The 22,678-nt window shown below is 40.9% G+C and carries 19 protein-coding genes; 4 read left to right on the top strand and 15 right to left on the bottom strand.

Annotated elements, in window-relative coordinates:
• Positions 1-62: 62 nt before the first annotated feature.
• Positions 63-1,859 carry a chloride channel protein gene (locus tag ACYQ3L_RS20560; RefSeq protein ID WP_379999796.1) on the bottom strand — a complete coding sequence of 599 codons (1,797 nt, stop codon included), beginning with the start codon at positions 1,857-1,859 and terminating at the stop codon, positions 63-65.
• A gap of 237 nt (positions 1,860-2,096) precedes the next feature.
• Here ACYQ3L_RS20560 and ACYQ3L_RS20565 point away from each other — a divergent pair, with 237 nt between their 5' ends.
• Positions 2,097-3,308 (top strand): DUF418 domain-containing protein, encoded by a 1,212-nt coding sequence (locus tag ACYQ3L_RS20565; protein WP_379999794.1) that lies wholly within the window; start codon positions 2,097-2,099, stop codon positions 3,306-3,308.
• Between the two features lie 147 nt (positions 3,309-3,455).
• Here the strand turns inward: ACYQ3L_RS20565 and leuB are convergent, their stop codons facing one another.
• From leuB to ACYQ3L_RS20605, 8 genes are all read right to left on the bottom strand, one after another.
• Positions 3,456-4,526, bottom strand: a complete 1,071-nt coding sequence (gene leuB, locus ACYQ3L_RS20570) for a 3-isopropylmalate dehydrogenase (protein ID WP_291108647.1) — start codon at positions 4,524-4,526, stop codon at positions 3,456-3,458.
• A complete protein-coding gene (locus tag ACYQ3L_RS20575) occupies positions 4,526-4,765 on the bottom strand; it encodes a hypothetical protein (RefSeq protein ID WP_379999792.1) in 240 nt (79 codons plus the stop codon). Before ACYQ3L_RS20575 ends, leuB begins: the two co-directional genes overlap by 1 nt.
• 20 nt (positions 4,766-4,785) lie before the next feature.
• Positions 4,786-5,760: a protoporphyrinogen/coproporphyrinogen oxidase gene (locus ACYQ3L_RS20580; protein ID WP_379999790.1), complete on the bottom strand. Its 975-nt coding sequence runs from the start codon at positions 5,758-5,760 to the stop codon at positions 4,786-4,788.
• The gene (locus tag ACYQ3L_RS20585; protein WP_379999788.1) at positions 5,757-6,761 is read right to left on the bottom strand and encodes a glycosyltransferase family 1 protein; all 1,005 of its coding nucleotides are present in this window, start codon (positions 6,759-6,761) and stop codon (positions 5,757-5,759) included. Before ACYQ3L_RS20585 ends, ACYQ3L_RS20580 begins: the two co-directional genes overlap by 4 nt.
• A gap of 34 nt (positions 6,762-6,795) precedes the next feature.
• The gene (locus ACYQ3L_RS20590) at positions 6,796-8,307 is read right to left on the bottom strand and encodes an alpha-isopropylmalate synthase regulatory domain-containing protein (protein ID WP_380000101.1); all 1,512 of its coding nucleotides are present in this window, start codon (positions 8,305-8,307) and stop codon (positions 6,796-6,798) included.
• Between the two features lie 80 nt (positions 8,308-8,387).
• Positions 8,388-8,978: a 3-isopropylmalate dehydratase small subunit gene (gene leuD, locus ACYQ3L_RS20595; protein WP_379999786.1), complete on the bottom strand. Its 591-nt coding sequence runs from the start codon at positions 8,976-8,978 to the stop codon at positions 8,388-8,390.
• A gap of 127 nt (positions 8,979-9,105) precedes the next feature.
• The gene (leuC, locus tag ACYQ3L_RS20600; protein ID WP_379999784.1) at positions 9,106-10,500 is read right to left on the bottom strand and encodes a 3-isopropylmalate dehydratase large subunit; all 1,395 of its coding nucleotides are present in this window, start codon (positions 10,498-10,500) and stop codon (positions 9,106-9,108) included.
• Positions 10,501-10,526: 26 nt separating this feature from the next.
• On the bottom strand, positions 10,527-12,017 hold the full coding sequence (locus ACYQ3L_RS20605; protein WP_379999781.1) for a 2-isopropylmalate synthase: 1,491 nt from the start codon (positions 12,015-12,017) through the stop codon (positions 10,527-10,529).
• Between the two features lie 333 nt (positions 12,018-12,350).
• Here ACYQ3L_RS20605 and ACYQ3L_RS20610 point away from each other — a divergent pair, with 333 nt between their 5' ends.
• Positions 12,351-13,085 carry an inorganic diphosphatase gene (locus ACYQ3L_RS20610; protein WP_379999779.1) on the top strand — a complete coding sequence of 245 codons (735 nt, stop codon included), beginning with the start codon at positions 12,351-12,353 and terminating at the stop codon, positions 13,083-13,085.
• Positions 13,086-13,089: 4 nt separating this feature from the next.
• Here the strand turns inward: ACYQ3L_RS20610 and ACYQ3L_RS20615 are convergent, their stop codons facing one another.
• From ACYQ3L_RS20615 to ACYQ3L_RS20635, 5 genes are all read right to left on the bottom strand, one after another.
• On the bottom strand, positions 13,090-13,503 hold the full coding sequence (locus tag ACYQ3L_RS20615; RefSeq protein ID WP_379999776.1) for a YybH family protein: 414 nt from the start codon (positions 13,501-13,503) through the stop codon (positions 13,090-13,092).
• A 202-nt stretch (positions 13,504-13,705) separates the two neighbouring features.
• A complete protein-coding gene (locus tag ACYQ3L_RS20620) occupies positions 13,706-15,379 on the bottom strand; it encodes a B12-binding domain-containing radical SAM protein (RefSeq protein ID WP_379999774.1) in 1,674 nt (557 codons plus the stop codon).
• Positions 15,380-15,930: 551 nt separating this feature from the next.
• Positions 15,931-16,803 carry a Cbp1 family collagen-binding glycoprotein adhesin gene (locus ACYQ3L_RS20625; protein ID WP_379999772.1) on the bottom strand — a complete coding sequence of 291 codons (873 nt, stop codon included), beginning with the start codon at positions 16,801-16,803 and terminating at the stop codon, positions 15,931-15,933.
• A gap of 40 nt (positions 16,804-16,843) precedes the next feature.
• Positions 16,844-17,518, bottom strand: coding sequence for a 16S rRNA (cytidine(1402)-2'-O)-methyltransferase (gene rsmI, locus ACYQ3L_RS20630; RefSeq protein ID WP_379999770.1), 675 nt, complete (start codon positions 17,516-17,518; stop codon positions 16,844-16,846).
• A gap of 271 nt (positions 17,519-17,789) precedes the next feature.
• The gene (locus ACYQ3L_RS20635) at positions 17,790-18,578 is read right to left on the bottom strand and encodes a TIGR02757 family protein (RefSeq protein ID WP_379999768.1); all 789 of its coding nucleotides are present in this window, start codon (positions 18,576-18,578) and stop codon (positions 17,790-17,792) included.
• 204 nt (positions 18,579-18,782) lie between these two features.
• Here ACYQ3L_RS20635 and ACYQ3L_RS20640 point away from each other — a divergent pair, with 204 nt between their 5' ends.
• Both ACYQ3L_RS20640 and ACYQ3L_RS20645 read left to right on the top strand, forming a co-directional pair.
• On the top strand, positions 18,783-19,646 hold the full coding sequence (locus ACYQ3L_RS20640; RefSeq protein WP_379999766.1) for a mechanosensitive ion channel family protein: 864 nt from the start codon (positions 18,783-18,785) through the stop codon (positions 19,644-19,646).
• A gap of 133 nt (positions 19,647-19,779) precedes the next feature.
• Positions 19,780-21,480 (top strand): tetratricopeptide repeat protein, encoded by a 1,701-nt coding sequence (locus tag ACYQ3L_RS20645; RefSeq protein WP_379999763.1) that lies wholly within the window; start codon positions 19,780-19,782, stop codon positions 21,478-21,480.
• Between the two features lie 165 nt (positions 21,481-21,645).
• Here ACYQ3L_RS20645 and ACYQ3L_RS20650 read toward each other — a convergent pair whose 3' ends face one another.
• Positions 21,646-22,677 carry a 2-oxoacid:ferredoxin oxidoreductase subunit beta gene (locus tag ACYQ3L_RS20650; RefSeq protein WP_379999761.1) on the bottom strand — a complete coding sequence of 344 codons (1,032 nt, stop codon included), beginning with the start codon at positions 22,675-22,677 and terminating at the stop codon, positions 21,646-21,648.
• Between the last annotated feature and the right edge of the window lies 1 nt (position 22,678).

Genomic DNA, 22,678 nt, shown 5'->3' on the forward strand with positions numbered 1-22,678 from the left:
ATAGATATTTTTTATCTTTTCATAATTTTGATTAAAAAGCAAACAGATCACAGACCGGTATTTTAGTCTTCGGCAAAGTTATCTACAAGCACTTCCCTGTAAACATCCAGTATATTCGATTTGGAAATAAATCCGAGATAGACATCGTTTTCATCTACCACAGGCAGATTCCATGCCTTGGTTTCATCAAATTGTTTCATTATCCTTTCCATTGTCATACCCACTACAATAATTGCAGGCGGAGAAGTCATAACGCGCGAAATCCTGAAGCGGTTATATAGTTCGGGACGGAACATTATATTCCTTATATTGTCTATCAGCACGATACCCAAAAAACGATTTCGGTCGTCTACCACAGGAAACACATTACGTGACGAACTCGATATCACTTTTACCATCTCACCCAATGTCATATCCGGGTTTACAGTTTGAAAGTTAGTCTCTATCAACCGATTGATATTCATCAGAGTCAATACGGCTTTATCTTTATGGTGAGTAAGCAGCTCTCCCTTTTTGGCCAGACGCATCGAATAAATACTGTGAGGCTCGAATATCTTGATAAAAGCATAAGAACAGATCGATACTATCATTAGCGGTAAGAGCAGTTCATATCCACCGGTCAACTCTGCAATCAGGAATGTCCCTGTCAATGGCGCATGCATCACTCCGGCCATCACCCCGGCCATCCCCATCAAAGCAAAATTTTCTTCCGGCAATAAAGGCAGATACTGACTGAATTCAGAGTGGTTAGCCGCGTATGCAAATATAAATCCGGCAATACAACCGAGGAACAATGACGGAGCGAATATCCCCCCTGTACCTCCGGCACCATTTGTCGCGCTGGAAGCGAACACCTTCATCAATAGAACCCCGCCCAGGAAAAGAATTACTGTCCAGCGGAAATCTTTAAACTGGAAAAACAAACTATTGTCGAGCAACGTTCCATACTCCCTGCTGCCGTTGATCAATGCATTTATTGTATCATAACCTTCACCATAAAGCGGAGGCATCAGAAATATAAGAATACTCAGTACAGTTGCCCCGAGACCGTATTTTTGCCAATAGGTAAGTTTCCGGAATATATCCTCTATCCAGTTCATCGCACGGGTAAAATAGAGAGACACCACACCACAAAAAATACCGAGCAGGATAACCATAGGTATCCGCTCCAGAATAAATACATCGGTATATGCATAGCTGAACATAGCCTTGGTACCCATCGTCAGATACGACAGTGTAGCGGCGGTCACAGACGTTACCAAAAGCGGCAATACGGTAAAAGTAGTAAGGTCGAGCAATAAAACCTCGACTACAAACACCAGTCCGGCAATAGGAGCCTTGAAAATACCCGCGATGGCACCTGCTGCGCCGCAACCGATAAGCAGCATCAGATATTTTTGCTCCACCTTGAATACTCGTCCGAGATTGGACCCGATAGCCGACCCGGTCAGTACAATAGGAGCCTCCGCTCCTACCGATCCCCCGAATCCGATAGTAATGGAACTGGCTATAATAGATGTGTAAACATTATGAAGTTTGATAAAACTCTTGCGTTGCGAGATGGCATACAATATTTTTGTTACCCCGTGACTAATATCATCCCGTACAATATATTTTACGAAGAGCCCGGCGATAAGGATACCTACAGCAGGAGTTATCAGATATATGTAATTGGCTCCTTCGGTGAGAAACTGAGATGTAAGGAAGTGTTGTATCAGGTGTATCAGGCTTTTCAGAATATATGCCGCCAAAGCCGTAAATATCCCGATAAGGAAGCTTACGAATATGACCAATTGTTTTTCCTTGACATTCTTGGCTTTCCAGACAAGGAGGTTATTGTATATTTTATCAAACTTCATTTTTTAATTATTGAATCCCAAAAGTATAAAAAATAAGTCATACTAATAAATATTTATTCAAATCGATAGTGTTAAGAATCCACCTTTTCCTGCCTGTATTTAGCTGTATTCCTGCTTTTGGGATACTTACAGGATGTATCTCAAATAAGAATGACCGGATTTTTGCCTTTTATGCTCAAAATATACAGGCAATTGAATCACGCTGAATCTATATTTGCAACATAAACTAAATACACCATGAAACAAGACATTGCGATCACACCAAAGAAACGTATCAGTTCCATAGATGCCCTAAGGGGCTTCTCCCTGATGGGTATAATGCTGCTGCACAGTATGGAGCATTTCGACCTCACATATACACCTATACTTGATTCTCCATTCTGGCAATGGACAGATACAGCCGTAAACAGTATTATCCATTTTTTGTTTCAGGGAAAATCATACGCTATATTTTCCCTTTTGTTCGGTTTAAGCTTCTTTATGCAAATGGATTCACAGGCTGAGAAAGGTAATGACTTCCGTCTTAGATTCGCATGGAGGCTGGTAATATTATTTGCACTGGGTTATATCAACGGGTTGATATATATGGGCGAATTCTTCGTTATATACGCTACATTGGGACTGATACTCATCCCTCTATACAAAGTACCTGCAAAGTGGCTGGCAGGCATCGCGTTCCTCTTGTTTCTACAAATACCGCAGGTTATACAATTCATTTCTCTGATGAGTAATAATGTACCCAATACTCCCGATGCATTTAATATCCGCATGAACGGACTATTCGAAAAAAGTGCTGATATGTTTATCAATGGTTCTTTCCGGGATATGATAAAATTCAATGCAGTGGAAGGGCAAACAGCAAAGATGATGTGGTTTATAGATGTTTACCGCTATCTCCAACTTGCAGGGCTGTTTATTGTCGGTCTGCTGATTGGCCGTTACGGAATCCATAAGAGCGAAGAGAAAATGATAAAATATAGCAAAAAGGTACTACCCTATGCTTTCCTGTGGTTTGCATTCTTTTATGCTATAATATTGCTCCTGCCGCTTTTCGGAGTTAAAGATTATGCTCTGGCTGTAGGGAAAGGCCTGTTCACGACATATGCAAATCTGGGTATGATGACAATTTATATCTGCGGCTTTACTTTGCTCTACTATAAAACGGTTGCGGGTAAAAATGTATTAGAAAGATTGGCTCCTGTCGGACGTATGAGTGTTACCAATTACATGATGCAGTCTCTCTTGGGAGTCTTTATATTCTACGGTTTCGGGCTGAATATGGCCGTATCATGCAGTTTCCTTCAATGCGCTCTGGCCGGATTAGCAGTCTGTGCATTCCAGATATTTTATAGCAACTGGTGGATAAAACGTTTCTATTATGGTCCGGTAGAATGGATATGGAGAATTCTGACATGGCTTAAACCCGTACCTTTAAAGAGAAAAGGATAATTACTTGTCATTCTCAACGGAGTGAAGAATGCCGTCTTATTTGACAAGATTCTTCACTCCGTTCAGAAACAACGTTCGGCAGAGCGAAGCGGAGCCAATGACAAAAGGTATCAAAAAATGATACCTTTTCTGTATTTCATGAAAAACTTACTTCTTCACATAGTCCACAATCCAGTCACCGACTTCAGATGTAGAATGTTTTTCTCCGTCTTTAGAAGCTATATCCTCAGTAACAACACCCGCATCCATCGAAGCGGCCACAGCCTGACGGATAAGCGCGCCTTCTTCATGCAAATCGAAAGCATATTCAAACATCAGCGCCGCCGATAATATCGTTGCCAGCGGGTTAGCTATATTCTTACCTGCTGCCTGCGGATACGACCCGTGTATAGGCTCGAATACAGATGTATGGATACCGATGGACGCCGATGGCAGCATACCCAGCGAGCCTGTAATAACAGAAGCCTCGTCGGTAAGAATATCTCCGAAAAGGTTTTCGGTTACAAGTACATCGAAGCGTTTCGGCCATTGGATAATCTGCATAGCAGCATTGTCCACAAACATATATTCGGTTTCCACATCCGGATATTGTTTTTCTATCTCTTGCGCAACCTGTCTCCACAAGCGGGAAGTACAAAGCACATTCGCCTTGTCTACTACAGTCACCTTCTTGCGGCGCATACGGGCATATTTGTAAGAAAGGTGGAGAATGCGCTCTACCTCCTCACGCGTATATACACATGTATCGTATGCAGTATCCCCATCTTCGCTACGGCCTTGCGGACGTCCGAAATAAAGTCCTCCGGTAAGTTCGCGGATACACATAAAATCAGCTCCGTCTACTAAGTCGGCGCGCAACGGAGATTTGTGTATCAAAGACGGAAAAGTAGAAACCGGACGGATATTTGCATATAATCCCAGTTTCTTGCGCATAGCCAGTAGCCCTTGTTCGGGACGTACTTTGGCCGATGGGTTATTGTCATATTTAGGATCGCCTATAGCTCCGAAGAGTACGGCATCGGACGACATACACAACTCATGCGTTCCATCCGGATAAGGATTGCCAACCTGATCGATAGCGGTTGCACCCACTACCCCATATTCATAACTAAGCTCATGCCCGAATTTTTCACAAATGGCTTCTGTCACTCTCAAAGCCTGCCCGATAATTTCGGGTCCGATCCCGTCGCCGGGAAGTACTGCGATGTTTAATTTCATTAATATTCTTTTTTTATACTATTTGCCATATCAATAGCTTTCTTTATACAAATATCCATATTGTAATATTGCCATTCGCCAAATCGGCCAAGGGTATATATCCCAATTTTGTCTAAGTATTCCCTAATAATATTCATTGATGAGGAATAATTTTCATCAAAAACAATATAAGCCATATCTGAATTGTTATGATCCAGAGGCTCTATTAAAAAATCATCTGTCCTCCCTGATTGAATCATTTCTTCTACAAGATGCGATCCTATAACTTCAGATATTGCATACCCGTTGGACGGTCTGAAAACGAGCCAATATGAATATAACGATGAAATAAGTATTTGCTATCAGGGAGATATGTCCAAGTCTTATCTGTATCTTTAGTCTTCCATAAGACGTTTGATATTCCATTTACTTTTAATTTTTTAGCTGCTTCCTGAACATCTATAGGCACATTGGATATAGTTGCAATAAATCTATTTATTGGAGTCGTATTTATTATAATATCATATATCTTATCATTGTTAATATGCCACTTTTTTGAGATTTGATTATAGTTAACCGATTCGATTTCGTAGTTATAATGAATTATAATATCTTTTGCTAAAGCATCAATAAAAGTATTTTGATTATTCGATTTTGGATAATAAAATTCAAAGTGAGCCATATTATCCTCTGATTTGTTTATTAACCCTCTGAAAAACGATTCTTGATTTGGTACTGGCAATTTATCTTCAACCCAGGAATAGTCCATTTCTTCAGGCAACCTATTCCAAATTTTTTTGTTGTATGGTATAAAATATTCATAGGCCAACGTATCCCCAAATTTTTTCAAAAACCAATCTTTCAGATTATCATACGTTCCATTATCAATTGCTTTAAAAAAATCTACAGTTATTCTTTGTGCCAGATCTTTATCATTTTCAAATATCTGCCGTATTGAAAATTCAATGGGATAATCTATTTCATAATTATGAAATTTTATTCTGGATTTGCGCTTTATTCTATTCCATTCCGTAATCGGAAGGATATTGTCAAATACAAAATCTAAAACATCTTTATGTTTTGAATTGAAGCAATGACCGCCTATTGTGTGATAAGCAATACCGTTTACGTCCCTTGTTCGAGCAATTCCTCCATGTATACTCGCTTTTTCTAAGATTTCGACATCATATTGATTATTTAACAGCCTGGCAATGCTTAAGCCGCTTATTCCGGCTCCTAATATCCCGATTTTCATGATAAACTAAATTCTTTTATTATTTTCTGAAGTTCTATAATTCTTTTTGATGTATAATGTTTTTCCAAGACTTCGCCATAAAGCTTTAAATCGACAGGGGTTGCCAGATATTTATTCATTGTATCTTTGAATAATTGATAGTTATCGATATGGCGGGAAATTTTCCCCATTTCAAAAAATCTGCATTCTTCTGTATCAGGATATCTGGCTATTATATGGCATTGTTTTGAAATTAGTTCCAGAAACTTCGGTGTTACGGGATTAAATCCATTCGTACTCCTGCTATTATCCATGCCGGGGGTAGAGTAGAGCGCGATTTTCGATTTACCGAGTATCTCCATATAATCGGCTCTGCTATTGGCTTCTCCAATTTTACCTGTTTTTGTGGAGTAATATGCATAGTCTCCCTTATTGGAATTTTTTTGATAAACAAATTCAACATTCGGATTTTCCTTTAAATAGGTTTCTAAGAATTCCATTAAAATAGGATTTGTCCTTCCTAATGCTATAACATCATACTTTTTTTCAATATATTCAGAACTGATTTTATATCTGTCTGAAAGACTGAGAGGAATACATTTGACATTTAACAAACATTTTCTCTCTTTTAAAAAATTGTAGGCCTCAAAGCTGGAGACTAAAACTAAGGGACATTTTTTGAATTTGGTATAAAAATATGCTAATTTATCTTCATCTACGAAAAAATCAATTATATACGGAATCGAAATATTCCGTGCGCATGGATAAACAGGAAAATAATCAAATATATTCATAAGGAAAAAAAAAGCATTATCGGAAGATTTTCTTTTTCGTGAGTATAAGTTGTCTATTTTACATAATATATCATATAGCTTACCTTTCCCTTTGGGAATTTTAGAATACAAATTTTTGTCATCAAGAGACAATGGAATTTGCAAGTTATTGTATATATCTTCTTCCCATTCATACACAATATGCCATGAAGGATGATAAATGTATCTTCTTTTTGTAATAAGTCTCATAACATTTTTTTTTACAAAGATATATTTATTTCATTTACATATCCTCTATCATGTTCAACATCTTCTCTGTAGCTTTTACAGCCGCCTCTGTCTGGTCGGCGTCAAGTCCCCTGGTCTTGAAACTCTTCCCGTTAAACTCCCAGGTAATTACAGTTTGCACCAATGCGTCGGTGCGTCCTCCCGGCGGAATATATACCGCATAGTTAGTCAACGTAGGAGTCGGCTTATTCAGACGTGAATATATCTTCCACAATGCTTTTGAGAAGGCATGATACTGTCCGTCTCCGGGTGCAGTCCATTCATGCTCCTGTCCGTCGATTTCGATACGTACAGTAGCAGTCGGGCGCAAACCTTTGGTGAGAAGGAATGCAAAGGAAAGGATTTTTATCCGTTTTTCCTTCTCATTGTTCTTCAATACATCAGAAATAATGTATGGCAAGTCGTCCTGTGTTATGATTTCTTTCTTATCACCCAATTCGATAACACGGTTGGTTACCTTCATCATATCCTCCTCATCGAGCTCTATACCCAAAGCCTCAATATTTTTACGGATATTGGACTTACCTGACAGCTTACCCAATGCATACTCCCGTACACGTCCGAAGCGTTCCGGAAACAGGTCATTATAATAAAGGTTATTCTTATTGTCGCCATCGGCATGTATCCCGGCACATTGTGTAAACACATTATCCCCGACAATCGGCTGGTTAGCTGCGATATTTATTCCCGAATAACTTTCCACTACACGGCTTACCTTATTCAGTTTATCTTCTTTTATAGAAGTTTCCAGTTTCAACTGGTCATGGAATACGGCAATCACACTGGATAAAGATGCATTTCCCGCACGTTCACCCAGTCCGTTCATCGTCACATGCACACCTTTTACTCCCACTTCGGCCGCTACCATTGTATTAGCTACCGCAAGGTCATAATCGTTATGGGCATGAAAATCGAAATGCAGATTCGGATAACGGTTTATCATCCGGCGGCAACAACGCCATACACTATGGGGATTAAGAACACCCAAGGTATCGGGAAGCATAAACCGCCTGATAGGTAAATCTTTCATTCCGTCCATCATAAAGTACACATAATCTTCGGAATTCATTATCCCGTTCGACCAGTCTTCCAGATAAACATTTACGGTTATACCCATCTTCTCTGCAAGCTCGACTTCGTATCTGATATCCTCCAGATGTTGTTCCGGAGTCTTTCTCAATTGCTCGGTTACGTGTTTGTACGATCCCTTTGTCAAGAGATTGATAGTCCGGCAACCTGCGTCTTTAATCCAGTTGATAGACGCGCCCTTATCTATAAAGCCGAGTATTTCAATCTTATCGATATGCCCGGTTGCTTTTGCCCATAAAGCAATCTTCTTTACAGTTTCAAATTCTCCATTCGAAACCCGTGCTGAGGCTACTTCAATACGGTTAACCCCCAGATCGACAAGAAGCAAATGTGCTATACTCATCTTCTCCTGAGCCGAAAACGAGACGGTAGACGTCTGTTCCCCATCTCTCAGGGTAGTATCCATTATTTCTATCATAACTGTAATATGCCAATGTGAATAATGTGCCAATGTGCCAATGAATTTTGAAAATATTGGCACATCGGCATATTATTTAATTAGAACATTGATTGTTCCTCATATTCCTCTGTCATCTCTTTTTTAGAGAGCAGATAATCTATATCATCCAGTCCTTTCAGCAAACATTCCTTTTTATAAGGATTGATCTCAAAACTTTCCGATTTTCCGGTCGCATTATTTGTTATTGCCTGCTTCTCCAGATCAATAGTCAAAGTGGCTTTTGGATCAGTATTTACACTCGCGAATATTTCTGCCAGAAACTCAGGTGTAACCACTACGGGAAGTACACCATTATTCAATGAGTTATTCCTGAAAATATCGGCAAAAAAGCTCGATACTACTGCTCTGAAACCATATCCGGCGACTGCCCATGCAGCGTGTTCACGGCTGGAACCACTACCGAAGTTTTTTCCGGCAACAAGGATTTGCCCGCTATAAGTAGGATTGTTAAGTACGAAATCGGTTTTCGGACTTCCGTCTTTGTTATAACGCCAGTCTGCAAACAGATTATTTCCGAATCCCTCTTTGTCTGTCGCTTTCAGAAAGCGTGCAGGGATAATCTGGTCAGTGTCCACATTTTCGATAGGTAGTGGAACGTATGTCGATGTAAGTGTTTGAAATTTTTCCATTTTTTCTTTTATTCAAGTGAATGTTATACAAAGTTTTTTCCTCCTTGTCATTCTGAACGGAGTGAAGAATCTCTTTTAATTAACAAGAGATACTTCGTTACACTCAGTATGACAAAAAAGAGTAAAATCAGATTGAACGAGGATCTGTTATTTTACCAGTAATAGCAGCCGCTGCCGCTACTAATGGCCCTGCAAGGATAGTACGTGCACCCGGTCCCTGACGGCCTTCGAAGTTGCGGTTCGATGTAGATACGGCATATTTGCCTGCCGGAACTTTATCATCATTCATAGCAAGACACGCAGAACAGCCCGGTTGACGAAGGACAAAACCTGCATCTGTAAGTATTTTGTCCAGTCCTTCGGCTTTAATCTGGTCGGCAACTTTATGGCTGCCCGGTACAAGCCACGCGATAACATTGCCGGCTTTCTGCTTGCCTTTCACAAAATTGGCGAAAGTACGGAAATCTTCAATGCGTCCATTTGTACAGCTTCCGAGAAATACGTAATCGATAGACTTGCCTTCCACCTTCTCTCCCGGTTTGAATCCCATATAATCCATTGATTTCTGGAAAGAGATACGGCCGGCTTCATCGATCTCGTCAAGAGTAGGTATTGTACCGTCGATAGCCATTCCCATACCCGGATTTGTTCCGTAAGTGATCATCGGTTTAATATCGGCTGCGTCGTAAGTCAGTTCTTTATCAAATTTTGCACCTTCGTCAGTCTTCAATGTTTTCCAGTATGCCAACGCCTTGTCCCAATCCTCACCTTTCGGCGCAAATTCGCGACCTTCCACATAAGCAAAAGTTGTTTCGTCCGGAGCAACAAGACCGCCACGGGCTCCCATCTCTATACTCAGATTACAAAGGGTCATGCGTTCTTCCATCGACATATTGCGGATAGCTTCACCTGCATATTCAACAAAATAGCCTGTAGCGCCACCTGTTGTCAGTTTCGAAATCATGTAAAGAGCTAAGTCTTTTGCAGTAACGCCTTCGCCCAGTTTCCCATTGAATGTGATACGCATTGTTTTAGGACGAGTCTGCAATACACACTGTGAAGCCAATACCATTTCCACTTCGCTGGTTCCTATACCGAAGGCGATAGCACCGAAAGCGCCGTGAGTAGATGTGTGGCTATCTCCACAAACGATAGTCATACCCGGTTGAGTAAATCCGTTTTCAGGACCGATGATGTGTACAACTCCGTTTTTCTGGTGCCCCAAAGGATAATACATATCTATACCGAATTCCTTTGCATTTTTAGAAAGCGTATCCAACTGGTTCTTAGATACAGGATCTTTTACCGGTTTATCCTGATCAATAGTCGGCGTATTATGGTCGGCTGTTATAGTTGTTTTATCTGGACGAAACACAGACAATCCTCTTGCACGCAATCCATTGAAAGCCTGAGGACTTGTCACTTCGTGGCAGAAATGGCGGTCGATGTATAGCTGAGTAGGCCCGTTGTCTACAGAAGATACGACGTGCGCATCCCAGATTTTGTCGAATAAAGTTTTCATATTTTCTATTGAATCTATTATGTTGATTATTTTACGAACTTGTTTACTGCATTGATAAAGGCTTCTACAGAGGCTACCACAATATCTGTATTTGCCGAGAAACCGTAATAATTCTGTCCTTCATGCGATACCTGCATATGCACTTTGCCCGTGTCGTCACTACCTTTATTGATCGCCTGAATAAGGAATTCTTCTATCACCATCTGGCGTTTGATAATTTCTTTTACCGCTTTGATAGCTGCATCTACCGGGCCGTTTCCTGTTGCCGATGCCTGGAATTTTTCTCCGGCGATATCCAGTCCGACCACACCGATACATTTTACGCCTTTCCCTGATGTGGTTTGCATGAAGTCCAGCTTAATACGGTGCATTTTATCGGTCTCTTTTCCGGCCAAAATCAATAGGTCCTCATCCGTTATATCTTTTTTCCGGTCGGCCAGATCCAGGAAGCGCTGGTACAGTTCTGCTAACTGATCATCATCTACTTCTATACCCAGCAAATTTAATCTGTTTTTCAGTGCTGCACGTCCGCTGCGAGCAGTCAGTACGATTGCATTATCATCGATACCGACATCCTTAGGGTCTATAATCTCATATGTGGAAAGATGCTTCAACACTCCATCCTGATGGATACCCGACGAATGGGCAAAAGCATTACGCCCAACGATCGCCTTATTCGGCTGCACAGGCATATTCATCAGATTAGAGATAAGACGGCTTACAGGATATATCTTCTGTGTATTGATATTTGTTCCGATGTTCAGTTCTTTATGGCTTCTGATAGCCATCACAACTTCTTCAAGTGATGTATTTCCGGCACGTTCTCCGATACCATTGATTGTCACCTCTACCTGGCGCGCCCCGTTAAGCACCCCCATTATGGAATTGGCTGTCGCCATACCTAAATCCTGATGGCAGTGTGTGGACAGAATTGCATTTTTCATATCCACATGATCTATCAGGTATTTGATTTTTGCCCCATATTCAGTAGGCAGACAATAACCTGTTGTATCAGGAATATTGACAACTGTCGCCCCGGCATTTACTACCGCCTGCACGACCCTTGCCAAATAGGCATTATCGGTACGCCCCGCATCTTCGGCATAAAACTCCACATCTTCTACAAAGCGTTTCGCATATTTTACACATGCTGCTGCACGTTCAAGTATATCGTCCTGAGTAGAGTTGAATTTATATTTAATATGGTATTCCGATGTACCTATACCTGTATGTATCCGTTTTTTCTTAGCATACTTCAATGCTTCGGCTGCTACTTCAATATCCTTTTCCACGGCACGTGTAAGAGCACATATAGTAGGCCAGGTTACGGCTTTAGATATTTCCACTACCGAATTGAAATCACCTGGGCTGGATACGGGAAATCCGGCTTCGATAACATCAACACCGAGCGACTCGAGAGCTCTGGCTACTTCGATTTTCTCGATAGTATTCAACTGGCAACCCGGTACTTGCTCTCCATCTCTCAATGTGGTGTCAAAAATAAATAACTTGTCCATAACTTTTCTAATTGATTTAGTATACTGTTTGTTTTACATAAAAAAAGCCTTTCTCATCTACTGAAGAGTGAGAAAGGCCCTGTTTTTTCTTTATATTTTTTCTACATAGCAATGCTCACCCTAAATTTCTCCAGAGGATAATGAGTGAACTAATAATAATATTACTATGCATCAACATAAGTTTCATTTTTCGATTGACAAAGTTATTCCATTTTTTCGGAAATACAAATAAAAAGATTCCTTTTTTGATATTTTGTGACATTTATACATTACATCTCTATCAAAAATATTGTCTTATCTTTGTACTGATAATTAATTCTATTTTTCATAATAATGACTACTCCATTTAAAAACTATCTCAACAAACACAACTATATCCGCTTCGATCTCAAAGCCGTACTATTCGACATGGACGGGGTTCTTTACGATTCCATGAAATGGCATGCCAAATCGTGGAAGGAGACAATGGATGAATTCGATATCCCCAGTACCCCCGAAGAATTTTATCTGTATGAAGGCATGGTCGGCAGTAAAACCATCAATCACCTGATGAACAGGGAGAAAGGGAGGGATGCCACTAAACAGGAAACAGATACCATATATAAACGCAAAACGGAACTCTTCACAAAATACAACGATGGCGCTCTTATTCCTTTTGCCTACGGCTTCGTTAAGAAAGTAAACGAAGACGGACTTACACCTGTCCTTGTCACCGGATCGGGGCAGCCTACACTTATCAATAAGCTGGAATACAACTTTCCCGGACTATTTGCCAAAGACAAGATGGTAACTGCCTTCGACGTTAAGCATGGTAAGCCTCATCCTGAGCCCTACCTGATGGGATTGAAAAAAGGTGACGCATTAACCCCGGACCAAGCCATAGTCATTGAAAATGCACCCCGCGGCGTGGAAGCGGCTGTTGCTGCCGGAATTTTCACGATTGCCGTCAATACGGGGCCAATGCCCGACAAAGTATTGGTTGAGGCCGGAGCCAATATAGTATTGCCTTCGATGGAGGCTCTATATAATAATTGGCCTGCATATTACAGGATATTGAAAGAAGGCTGATCCGCTACTTATAAAGCTGGGCAAAAGACCAATGAGTGTGTATAATTTCCCACTGGCCCGATGAATCTGATTTATAGACCTCCGTGCAGTGCATCCTGAACACCTGGCCGTCTCTATGAGCTTCATAATCATATGCCAAGACGGCAGTATTTGCTGATACCTGTACAACCGGATCGATCATTTTATACAAGTCGATTTTGATCTTTCCCCTGATGGTGTTATAATATTCTTCGAGAGCCTTCTTTCCTTCGAGTTTATTCTCGAAAGCCGGGTCGAAATAAACAACATCATCAGAAGATAACTCAATAAACCCGTCAGGGTTTCCATCGTTCCACAGTTCTAATGCATGTTTTTCCAAAGCTATGATTGTAGCTTTAATATCCTCTTTGTCAGAGGAAACACTTGTGCATCCAGCCATAAGAGATAAAATTAATATGTATATAAAATGTTTCATACTTAATAGTCACTGTAACTACCTGATCTAATTGTCTGCCAATTTAGTAAATATTTGAGAAACAGCTACAATTACATCTTATCTTTTAGTTTAAGCACCCCAATATACAAAGCATTATAAATTGCATATCATAAACATAAAGCAATTCCGCAAAGGTGTTGCTTTTTTATTGCTCACCCTGCGCAGAATAAGGTATCGACAGACGCTTATTATCAATAAATACAGTAAGCAGGTATTCATTGTCCGATATATAGTCAACCGCCGTCTGCTTTTCTATAATCTTACGGTTCAGCCTGTACTTCGACAGGAAGCCTCTATCCTGTCCTATCTGATACAACAATTGCTTCCGCAGTTTCTTATCCATCATATTCGTCCAGAAGCCCTGCGGCCTGCGGGTAAAATTATTATAGTAGTCTGTCCGTAAACATTCGAGCAAGTCAATATCTTTCGATAACAGGAAACTGTGCAGATAGCGGAATAAGTCCTCCAGCTGATAGCCGCGGTGAGGCAGATTCCGCGCCTTGTAGTATTGCCCTATTTCGTCGAATAATTCAAAGTAACGTCCCGGATAATAAGTCCCGAACAATTCATTCATCGTATGGGGAAACCGTCCGCTGTTCCAGAACTTCTCCAATGCGTGTTCCGCTTCATGTACACGATCGAGTTCCTGACTGGAGATATCCGCGTTGCACTCTATTTCGTAAGGAGCCTGCTCATCGTATTTGTAGCCATATTGCCCGGCCTGTTTCCTCAGGTTGGTTCCCCGCAGCATTTTCAGAAAGCCGAGTTGTACCTCCTTTGCCCCCAATGAAAATACATCATTGAACGATTTTATAAAACGCCCCAATGTTTCATAGGGCAGTCCGGCTATCAGGTCGAGATGCAGGTCTATTTTACCTCCATTCATTATTTTCTTTACGTTGCCAGCCAACAGCTGAAAATCCTGCCTGCGCCTTACAGCAACATTCGTAGGCTCATATGTGGACTGGATACCTATTTCGAAACGGAAGAAATCTTTTGACAGGTTCGTATTCAGATAATCAATCGTTTCGTCCCTGAGTAGATCGGCATATACCTCAAACTGGCAACTAAGATTCGGACGGTAGTTCTTAATAAGGAAATCAAACACAGTATGTGTATGCTCCTTATTCAGATTGAAAGTACGGTCGAGAAACTTGATTTGTTTAGCGCCGTTATCTATCATATACCCCAGATTCTCCAATATATATCCTTTAGGATAATAGCGTACACCTTTCTCAAGCGATGACAGGCAATACTGGCACTGATAAGGGCATCCGCGGGAGGTTTCGAAATACACAAGCCGGTTTTTCATATCGTCCCTGTCCTCTTCCAGCATGTATGGCGAAGGTAAAGACGCAAGTTTTTCCAGATCGGCCTGCACAATTACTTTGCTGATATATTCGCGGGATGACACCCCCTTTATCTCAACGGCATATCCTTTCTCAATAACAGCTAATAATTCACCCAGAACAAACTCTCCCTCACCTCCTATTACATAGTCGATATTCCAGTTGCGGAGAAAAAAGTCCGGCTCATACATCACCTCCGGCCCTCCAAGAATAATAGTTAGGTCCGGCTTCCCTGCTTTCAGTAGCGAAATCAATTCTCTTGTCTGTTCTACATTCCAGATATATACACTTATACCTATCACATCACAGCCACTGTCAAGTAATTCTCCGGCTACCTTCTCCACTTGCTCTTTGATGGTATATTCTTTAAACGAAATGTCAAAGCGGTCTTTGTTAGCCACATAAAGCCAACGAAGAGCCAATGAAGTATGGATATACTTAGCATTAAAAGTAGTGAGAATCGTTTTCATCTGACAAAGGTAAGAGTTTTTTCAGTGAACAGTCAACAGTCATCAGTTAACAATATACTCTCGCAAAGACGCAAAAGGTAACAAAGGTAACAGATATATCAGTTAACAGTTAGCAGTTAGCAGTAAACAGTAAACAGTAAACAGTCATCAACCCGTAACTTGTAACTGTTAAAAGGTAACAAAGGTAACACTTATTTCAGTTAACAGTAAACAGTCAGCAGTTAACAACCCGTATCTTGTCTACTCGTAACTTGTCTACTCGTAACTTGTAACTGCCCGTAGGGCGCAGTAACTCGTAACTATATCAAAAAAGTTACAAAAGTTACACTTTTCCCACTATTTTTTATCTGTTCCTTTTTCCCTCTCTGTAAGTCCCCCGAGGGGAAACAACGTTCGGCGGAGCCAATTTAGGGGGCTCCTTCAATACTTCAAAGAACTGTCAGCCAAAGGCTACCGGCTAAATACATAGATAAATATTTTCCTCAAAAAAACAAAAAACCGGTACTTTATTCAGTACCGGCCTAATGTTATATTGAATGTGAGATCCGTTATTATCCTACCTCTACTACGAGGAATTTGGTCAGGCTCCAGAATCTCTTGTAATCCGTCACTTTAATAACCACTTTACCGCTTGCATCTTTATCCAGGGTATAGCTGTCTTTCGGATGGTCCGACAAAAGCTTAGCTTTCTTGTCATATACAGGAATACTCTGAGTATCACGTATATCCACCTTTATAAATTTGCTTTTCTCGATACCTTCGTTCAGTATCTTGTTTGACGCAAGGAATCCACCTGTAACGACTTTAGCTTCCTTCAGTTCTTTGGATGTACCGAACATATAATAAGCAGTATTTAATTCCTTATCCTGCTCTTTGATCTTAGAGGCCTGTTCAGCAGTCTGCGTAGATAAGTTATCCACATTTTCTGTCAATGACTTCACATCTGTCTGCAACGAAGCGATCTGGGCATCGCGTGTAGCAAGGGACGACTGCAGCTCGGATATTGTATTTGCCCTTTCGGTCAGCTCCGCATTCAGACGTTCGATTGTAGACTTCAGGCCGGCCATCTGTCCCGAATTACCCTTCAGACGTTGATTCAACTTATCTATATCTGCTTTATTCTTTTTCAGGATTTCATTTATCATTTCAAAATTGTCCCTGACACGGGTTTTAGTGTCGTTCGACATTTCACCTTTCGATTTGGATTCTATAGTCAGATATTTTTCGGCTTCCCTTATCTGTCTGAAATTTTCCTCCACATCGTTTATCAGGCTGTTCATTTCAGCCAGTTCAGTATTCCCCTGAGCACTAACCTGCAACAAGGAGTCCCGTTGGGCTTGTAAAGCCTTATATTCATCCGAATTTTTTACGTTACATGACGCTAAAGCTAATAAGCAAAAGCATCCTACAAATAATTTTTTCATATACAAATATTTAACTTGTTAGTTTTATTATCGAATTTATTCATCCATTTTTACCAGACAGGACTATAACAAACTCACCACGTGGTTCGTTCACCGAAAAGTGAGATATTAGTTCCGTCAATGTTCCACGGCATGTCTCTTCATATACCTTCGATATCTCGCGGCAAGTAGCGGCATACCTGTCTTCTCCCATGTATTCGGCCAATTGGGCCAGTGTTTTTAATACCCTGTGGGGAGACTCGTAAAACACGATAGTGCGGGTTTCCTCTGCCAGGATTTTCAATCGGGTCATACGCCCTTTCTTCTGGGGCAGAAACCCCTCGAAACAGAATCTGTCGCACGGGATACCCGACGATACCAGTGCAGGAACAAAAGCCGTGGCACCCGGCAAACATTCCACATCAATACCGGCTTTCACACATTCCCTCACAACCAGAAACCCCGGATCGGATATACCGGGCGTGCCCGCATCGGATACCAAGGCAATATCTTCTCCTGCATTGAGCCTGTTGACTATATGTGAAACAGCTTTATGTTCGTTGAATTTATGATAAGACTGCATTTTGTTCTGTATATCGAAATGCTTTAAGAGGATACCTGTAGTACGTGTATCTTCAGCCAGTATAAGCGCAGCGTCCTTCAGTAGTCGCACTGCCCTGAACGTCATATCCTCAAGATTACCTACGGGCGTAGGTATGATGTATAACTTTCCCATTTCCTTTCTTTCTATGCAAACTTACACGCTGCAAATATACGAAAAAAATAACCTACCATGTATAAAACGTGAATTATGTGCATTTGTTATGAGCCTGTCTAAATTTTATTCGTTCAGATTTTCAGAACTATTTTTAGAATGATTTTTTCTTTTTTGAAGTGCGAATAGCGGGCTATTCAAGCTGAAAAAAGGGGAAAATCGGATAAAAAGAGACTGAAAATGAACGAAAATAGTATTATAATAAAGTATTCATATAAAATTGAAACAGGCTCTAAGTACTTTCGATAATACATTTTTCCTCAATGGAAATACCAAAAAGGGCGAAATCATATTTCACGGGATCGGCAGCGTCCAGCAACCTGAGATTAGCGGTCAGCTCCAATGCAGCCTGCCAATCCGGCTTATCACGATACAGTAACCCCAGCTTGCGGGCTGTGCGTTCCACATGCAGATCGAGCGGGCAAATCAAATCTTTGGGCTTTACTTTGTTCCATAATCCGAAGTCTACCCCATTATTATCGCTGCGGATCATCCAGCGCAGGTACATATTGAGACGCTTACACGCCGACTTACGGGCAGGCGAAGGTATGTGCTTGCGGGTACGCCGGGGAGCATCGGGATGTAAGAAAAAATAGGTTTCGAAATGGTTGAGCGCGGCTTCAACGGTCATATTTTCATCCGGAAAGAATGCATCCTCAAAGCTATTATATACAGAATAATGCCGCTTCATAAAATGGATACAATATAACAGGTCGGTATCATTGAATGTACGGTGCTTAAACCCCAATACTTTTTTCAGGTCGGAATCTTTATGTTGCATAATAAATTCATAGGGGCTGTTATCCATTCGCTGAGCCAGCTCCCTGCATTTATTTATGATCGTTTTACGTTGTCCCCAGGCAAATATGGATGCAAAGAATCCCATAATCTCCTTATCCTGTTTCGATGCGAAGCCATGAGGGATGCAAACAGGGTCGTTAGCTATAAATCCGGGAGTATTGTATTGCGCTGCTTTCTTATCCAGGAACCCTTTTAAATCAAGTATATGTGTATCTTCCACTTATTCTTTCCATTAAAATCAAGAGTGCAAAGATACGTTTTTTCAGAAATATCGCATATTTTTGAAAATAATCGTATTCAGATGCTCATTCACATAAACAATAAAAAAATAACAATCTACACCCTTATACAGTTAAAATAATCGCTCAAAAAAGCTGTTCATTCATCCAATAATAATTAATTTTGAACCAAAAATTAAAAAAACATGCTACTAAACATTATCCCTGCAGATACGCTCCAAAATGCAGAATTATCGGTATCTGCCATAGACAATTTCCTTGACAAGATTTTCGACCATGCCGTGACTTTAGGTTTGAAACTTATTGCTGCCGCAATTGTGTTTATCATCGGACGATGGGTGATTAAATGGCTGAGAAAATTCATCGACCGCTTTCTGGAAAGACGCCAGATTGAAGCTACTGTAAAAAGTTTTCTTGACAGCCTGGCTAATATTACGCTACAGCTCGTCCTGTTCTTATCGATAGTGAATATACTGGGACTTTCGATGACGTCTTTTGCCGCTATTCTTGCTGCCGCAGGTTTAGCTGTGGGTATGGCCATGAAAGACAACTTATCTAACTTTGCCGGAGGAGTCATGCTTCTGATAAACAAACCATTCAAACTGGGGGACCGGATTGTAACCCAAGGCATGGATGGTTCGGTACAAGCCATCGGTATTCTATATACAATACTTCTGACGGGAGACAACCGCACCATATATATACCGAACGGCCCTTTATCCACAGGAACTATAACCAACTATTCGAGCCAAAAGGAAAGGCGTATAGACATTACATTTACGCTGGGCTATGGTGCAGATGTAGATAATGTAAAATCTATCCTCCAATCTGTTATCAAAAATAATCCTTCTATAAAGGATACCCCCGAACCGTTCATTGGCGTTACAATGCTGAACAATGGGACATTGGATGTTACAATACGGGTATGGGCAGATAGTGGAGATTATGCTTCGATAAACGTAGACCTGAACGAAAAAGTGTACGCGGCATTCCGCGAAAATAATATTTTCGGACCAGCGGTCACAAGCATCAAAATGCTTAAAGATTAAAAAATATTAAAACTCCTCTTTATATCTATAAATAGCATATAGACATTTTCTATTCAAGAAGAAAAAAAGTAGTTTTGTACCAAGTAAGGAATGTCTATATATTATATAATAAATCAATAATTTTTAAAAAGCTATGAAAAGGCAAAAATTAAAGCTATTATTTTCATTAATTGCTCTGGTTGCGATTTTAGGAACATCTTGTAGCAAAAAGACAATGACCCCGTTAGCAAATTCTCTGTTCACAACTAACCCTTCTCCACTCGAATTAGTGGGCACAAAAGTACCGGTGACAATCAACGGACGTTTCCCTGCCAAATGGTTCGAAAAAAGCACATCAGTAGTTGTTACCCCTGTATTGAAATACAGCGGAGGCGAAGCCCTTGGCACTTCTTACTCTTATCAGGGCGAAAAAGTTGCAGGAAACGGTACTGTTGTTAATTTCGAAAGTGGGAGCGCTATCACCCTGCGGTCAGAATTTGACTACACTCCGGCAATGAAGAAATCGGAATTATTCTTAAGATTCGACTTCTCCAGAAACGGAAAAACCGTAGCAGGCTTCCCTGATGTAAAAATAGCTGACGGCGTAGTTTCTACTCAGGCGCTTGCCAGTGCTGCGACTACCACTCCGGCTGTAGCACCCGATGCTTTCCAGCGTATCATCAAAGAGGCATATGATGCGGATATCATGTTCCTTATCCAACAAGCTGAATTGCGTTCAAGCGAGCTGAACTCTACAAATCTTGCCGCATGGAAAGACCTGGTAAAAGAAGCTGATTCTAATGACCGGAAAAACATAAATGTAGAAGTATCTGCTTATGCTTCTCCCGACGGTGGTTATGAGCTGAATGAAAAACTTGCTGAAAAACGTGAGAAAAATACAACAGACTATCTTACCAAAGATTTCAAAAAGAAGAATATAGATACAGAAATCAATGCCAAATATACCGCTCAGGACTGGGAAGGTTTCCAAAAACTGGTTCAGGCATCAAGCCTTCAGGATAAAGATATCGTATTGAGAGTTCTTTCCATGTATCCTGACACTGAAACAAGGGAAAAAGAAATCAAAAACATCTCGGCAGTATATTCCGGATTAGCAGAAACAATCCTTCCTAAACTTCGTCGTTCACGCCTGATTGCAAATATCGAAGTTATCGGTAAGACAGATGAAGAACTGAAGAACGCAGCAAATTCCGACCTTACAGGCCTTTCAGTAGAGGAACTGTTATATGCTGCAAATCTGAACGGAACTTCTAAAGAGAAGATCTATACTTATGTTACTCAGAAATTCCCTAACGACTACCGCGGATGGAATAACTTAGGTGCATACTACTATACAACCGGTCAGACAAGCAAAGCTGTACAGGCATTCAACAAAGCGGCACAGGTATCGGCAAAAGCTCCTGAAGCTAATATGAACCAGGCTTTACTTTCTCTTGCTGATGGTAACACCGCTAAAGCAGAACAACTGCTGGGTAGCGCTTCCGGTGCTAATACACTGGGTGAAGCACTTGGTTTATTATACATACAGAAAGGTGATTACAACAGAGCTGTACAGGCATTCGGCGATGCTAAAACAAACAATGCCGCTCTGGCACAGGTATTAACCAAGAACTACAACAAAGCTCAACAGACATTGGATGCTGTAGCAAATAAAGATGCTACAACATATTACCTGTCGGCTATCGTAGCGGCCAGAACAAATAATACATCAGGTGTTGTTGGTAACCTGCGCTCAGCATTAGACAAAGGATTTTCAACTTCTGAAGTTCTTAACGATATAGAGTTCGCTAAATTCCTTACAAATTCCGATGTAAAAAATCTGTTGATAAGATAAACATTAACAGGCTTTTGAAATATGAAAAAAGCAGCAGGACTTTTCCTGCTGCTATTTTTTTGTTCATAACCGGGATTATAGAAGTAATTGCCTTGCCCTACAAATAAAAAAGCCGGAGTATTATTATTCTCCGGCTTTCAAGATTATCTCGAATATCTCAGACTATTATTTTACTTCCCACACATCTTTAGTCATCAGGTAATCCCTTAACTTGCGCACAGGGTTCTTCGCCTGCACATCTTTGATCTGATCTGCCACACCCTGATCATATGTAGGCCCTTCTACATCGCGGATAACACCTAAAGCCAAAGGCAGTCCGTTTTCAGGAGACATCAGGCCTAATTTCATATGCAAAGTATCATCCAGCATTGTAGCGTCGTGAACAAGAACATCATCTATTGTAAATCCGTTTTGTCCTATAATCACATCTTTTATCTGCCATCCGTCCATAACAAGACCTTTGTCTTTATTGGCTCCGAACAACATTTTCTCTCCGTGCTTAAGCAATATTGTACGTTCGGCCCTCCATGCTTTATCTACAATATTGTCATGGATAGCATCGTTAAATATCACGCAATTCTGGAGGATTTCCACAACGGACGTACCTTTATGCCGTGCCGCATGCGTCAAAATCTCGGTAGTATTTGCCAGATCGACGTCGATACAACGGGCGAAAAAGGTTCCGCGAGCGCCTAAGGCCAGCTCAACAGGATGGAACGGATCTTCGACTGTACCATACGGAGAAGATTTTGAAACAAATCCCCTGTCGGATGTCGGGGAAAATTGCCCTTTCGTTAACCCGTATATTTTATTGTTCAATAACAGAATATTTATATCCACATTACGGCGAACCGCGTGAATAAAATGGTTACCGCCGATTGCCAGGCAATCGCCGTCGCCTGTAGCCAGCCATACAGATAATTCAGGTTTTGCAGTCTTCACTCCTGTAGCCACGGCAGCCCCACGTCCATGAATAGTATGGAAACCATATGTATTCATATAATAAGGCAGACGTGAAGAACAACCGATACCTGAAACCACAGCCGTCATATGCGGCAGTATATCCAGTTCGGCCATTGCTTTATATAAACAGTTGAGAAGAGCATGGTCTCCGCACCCCGGACACCAGCGTACATACTGATCGCTTTTATAATCTTTGGCCTGATGAGATGAGGCCATTTTCACATTTACATCCATA

The organism is Dysgonomonas termitidis (assembly GCF_054657735.1).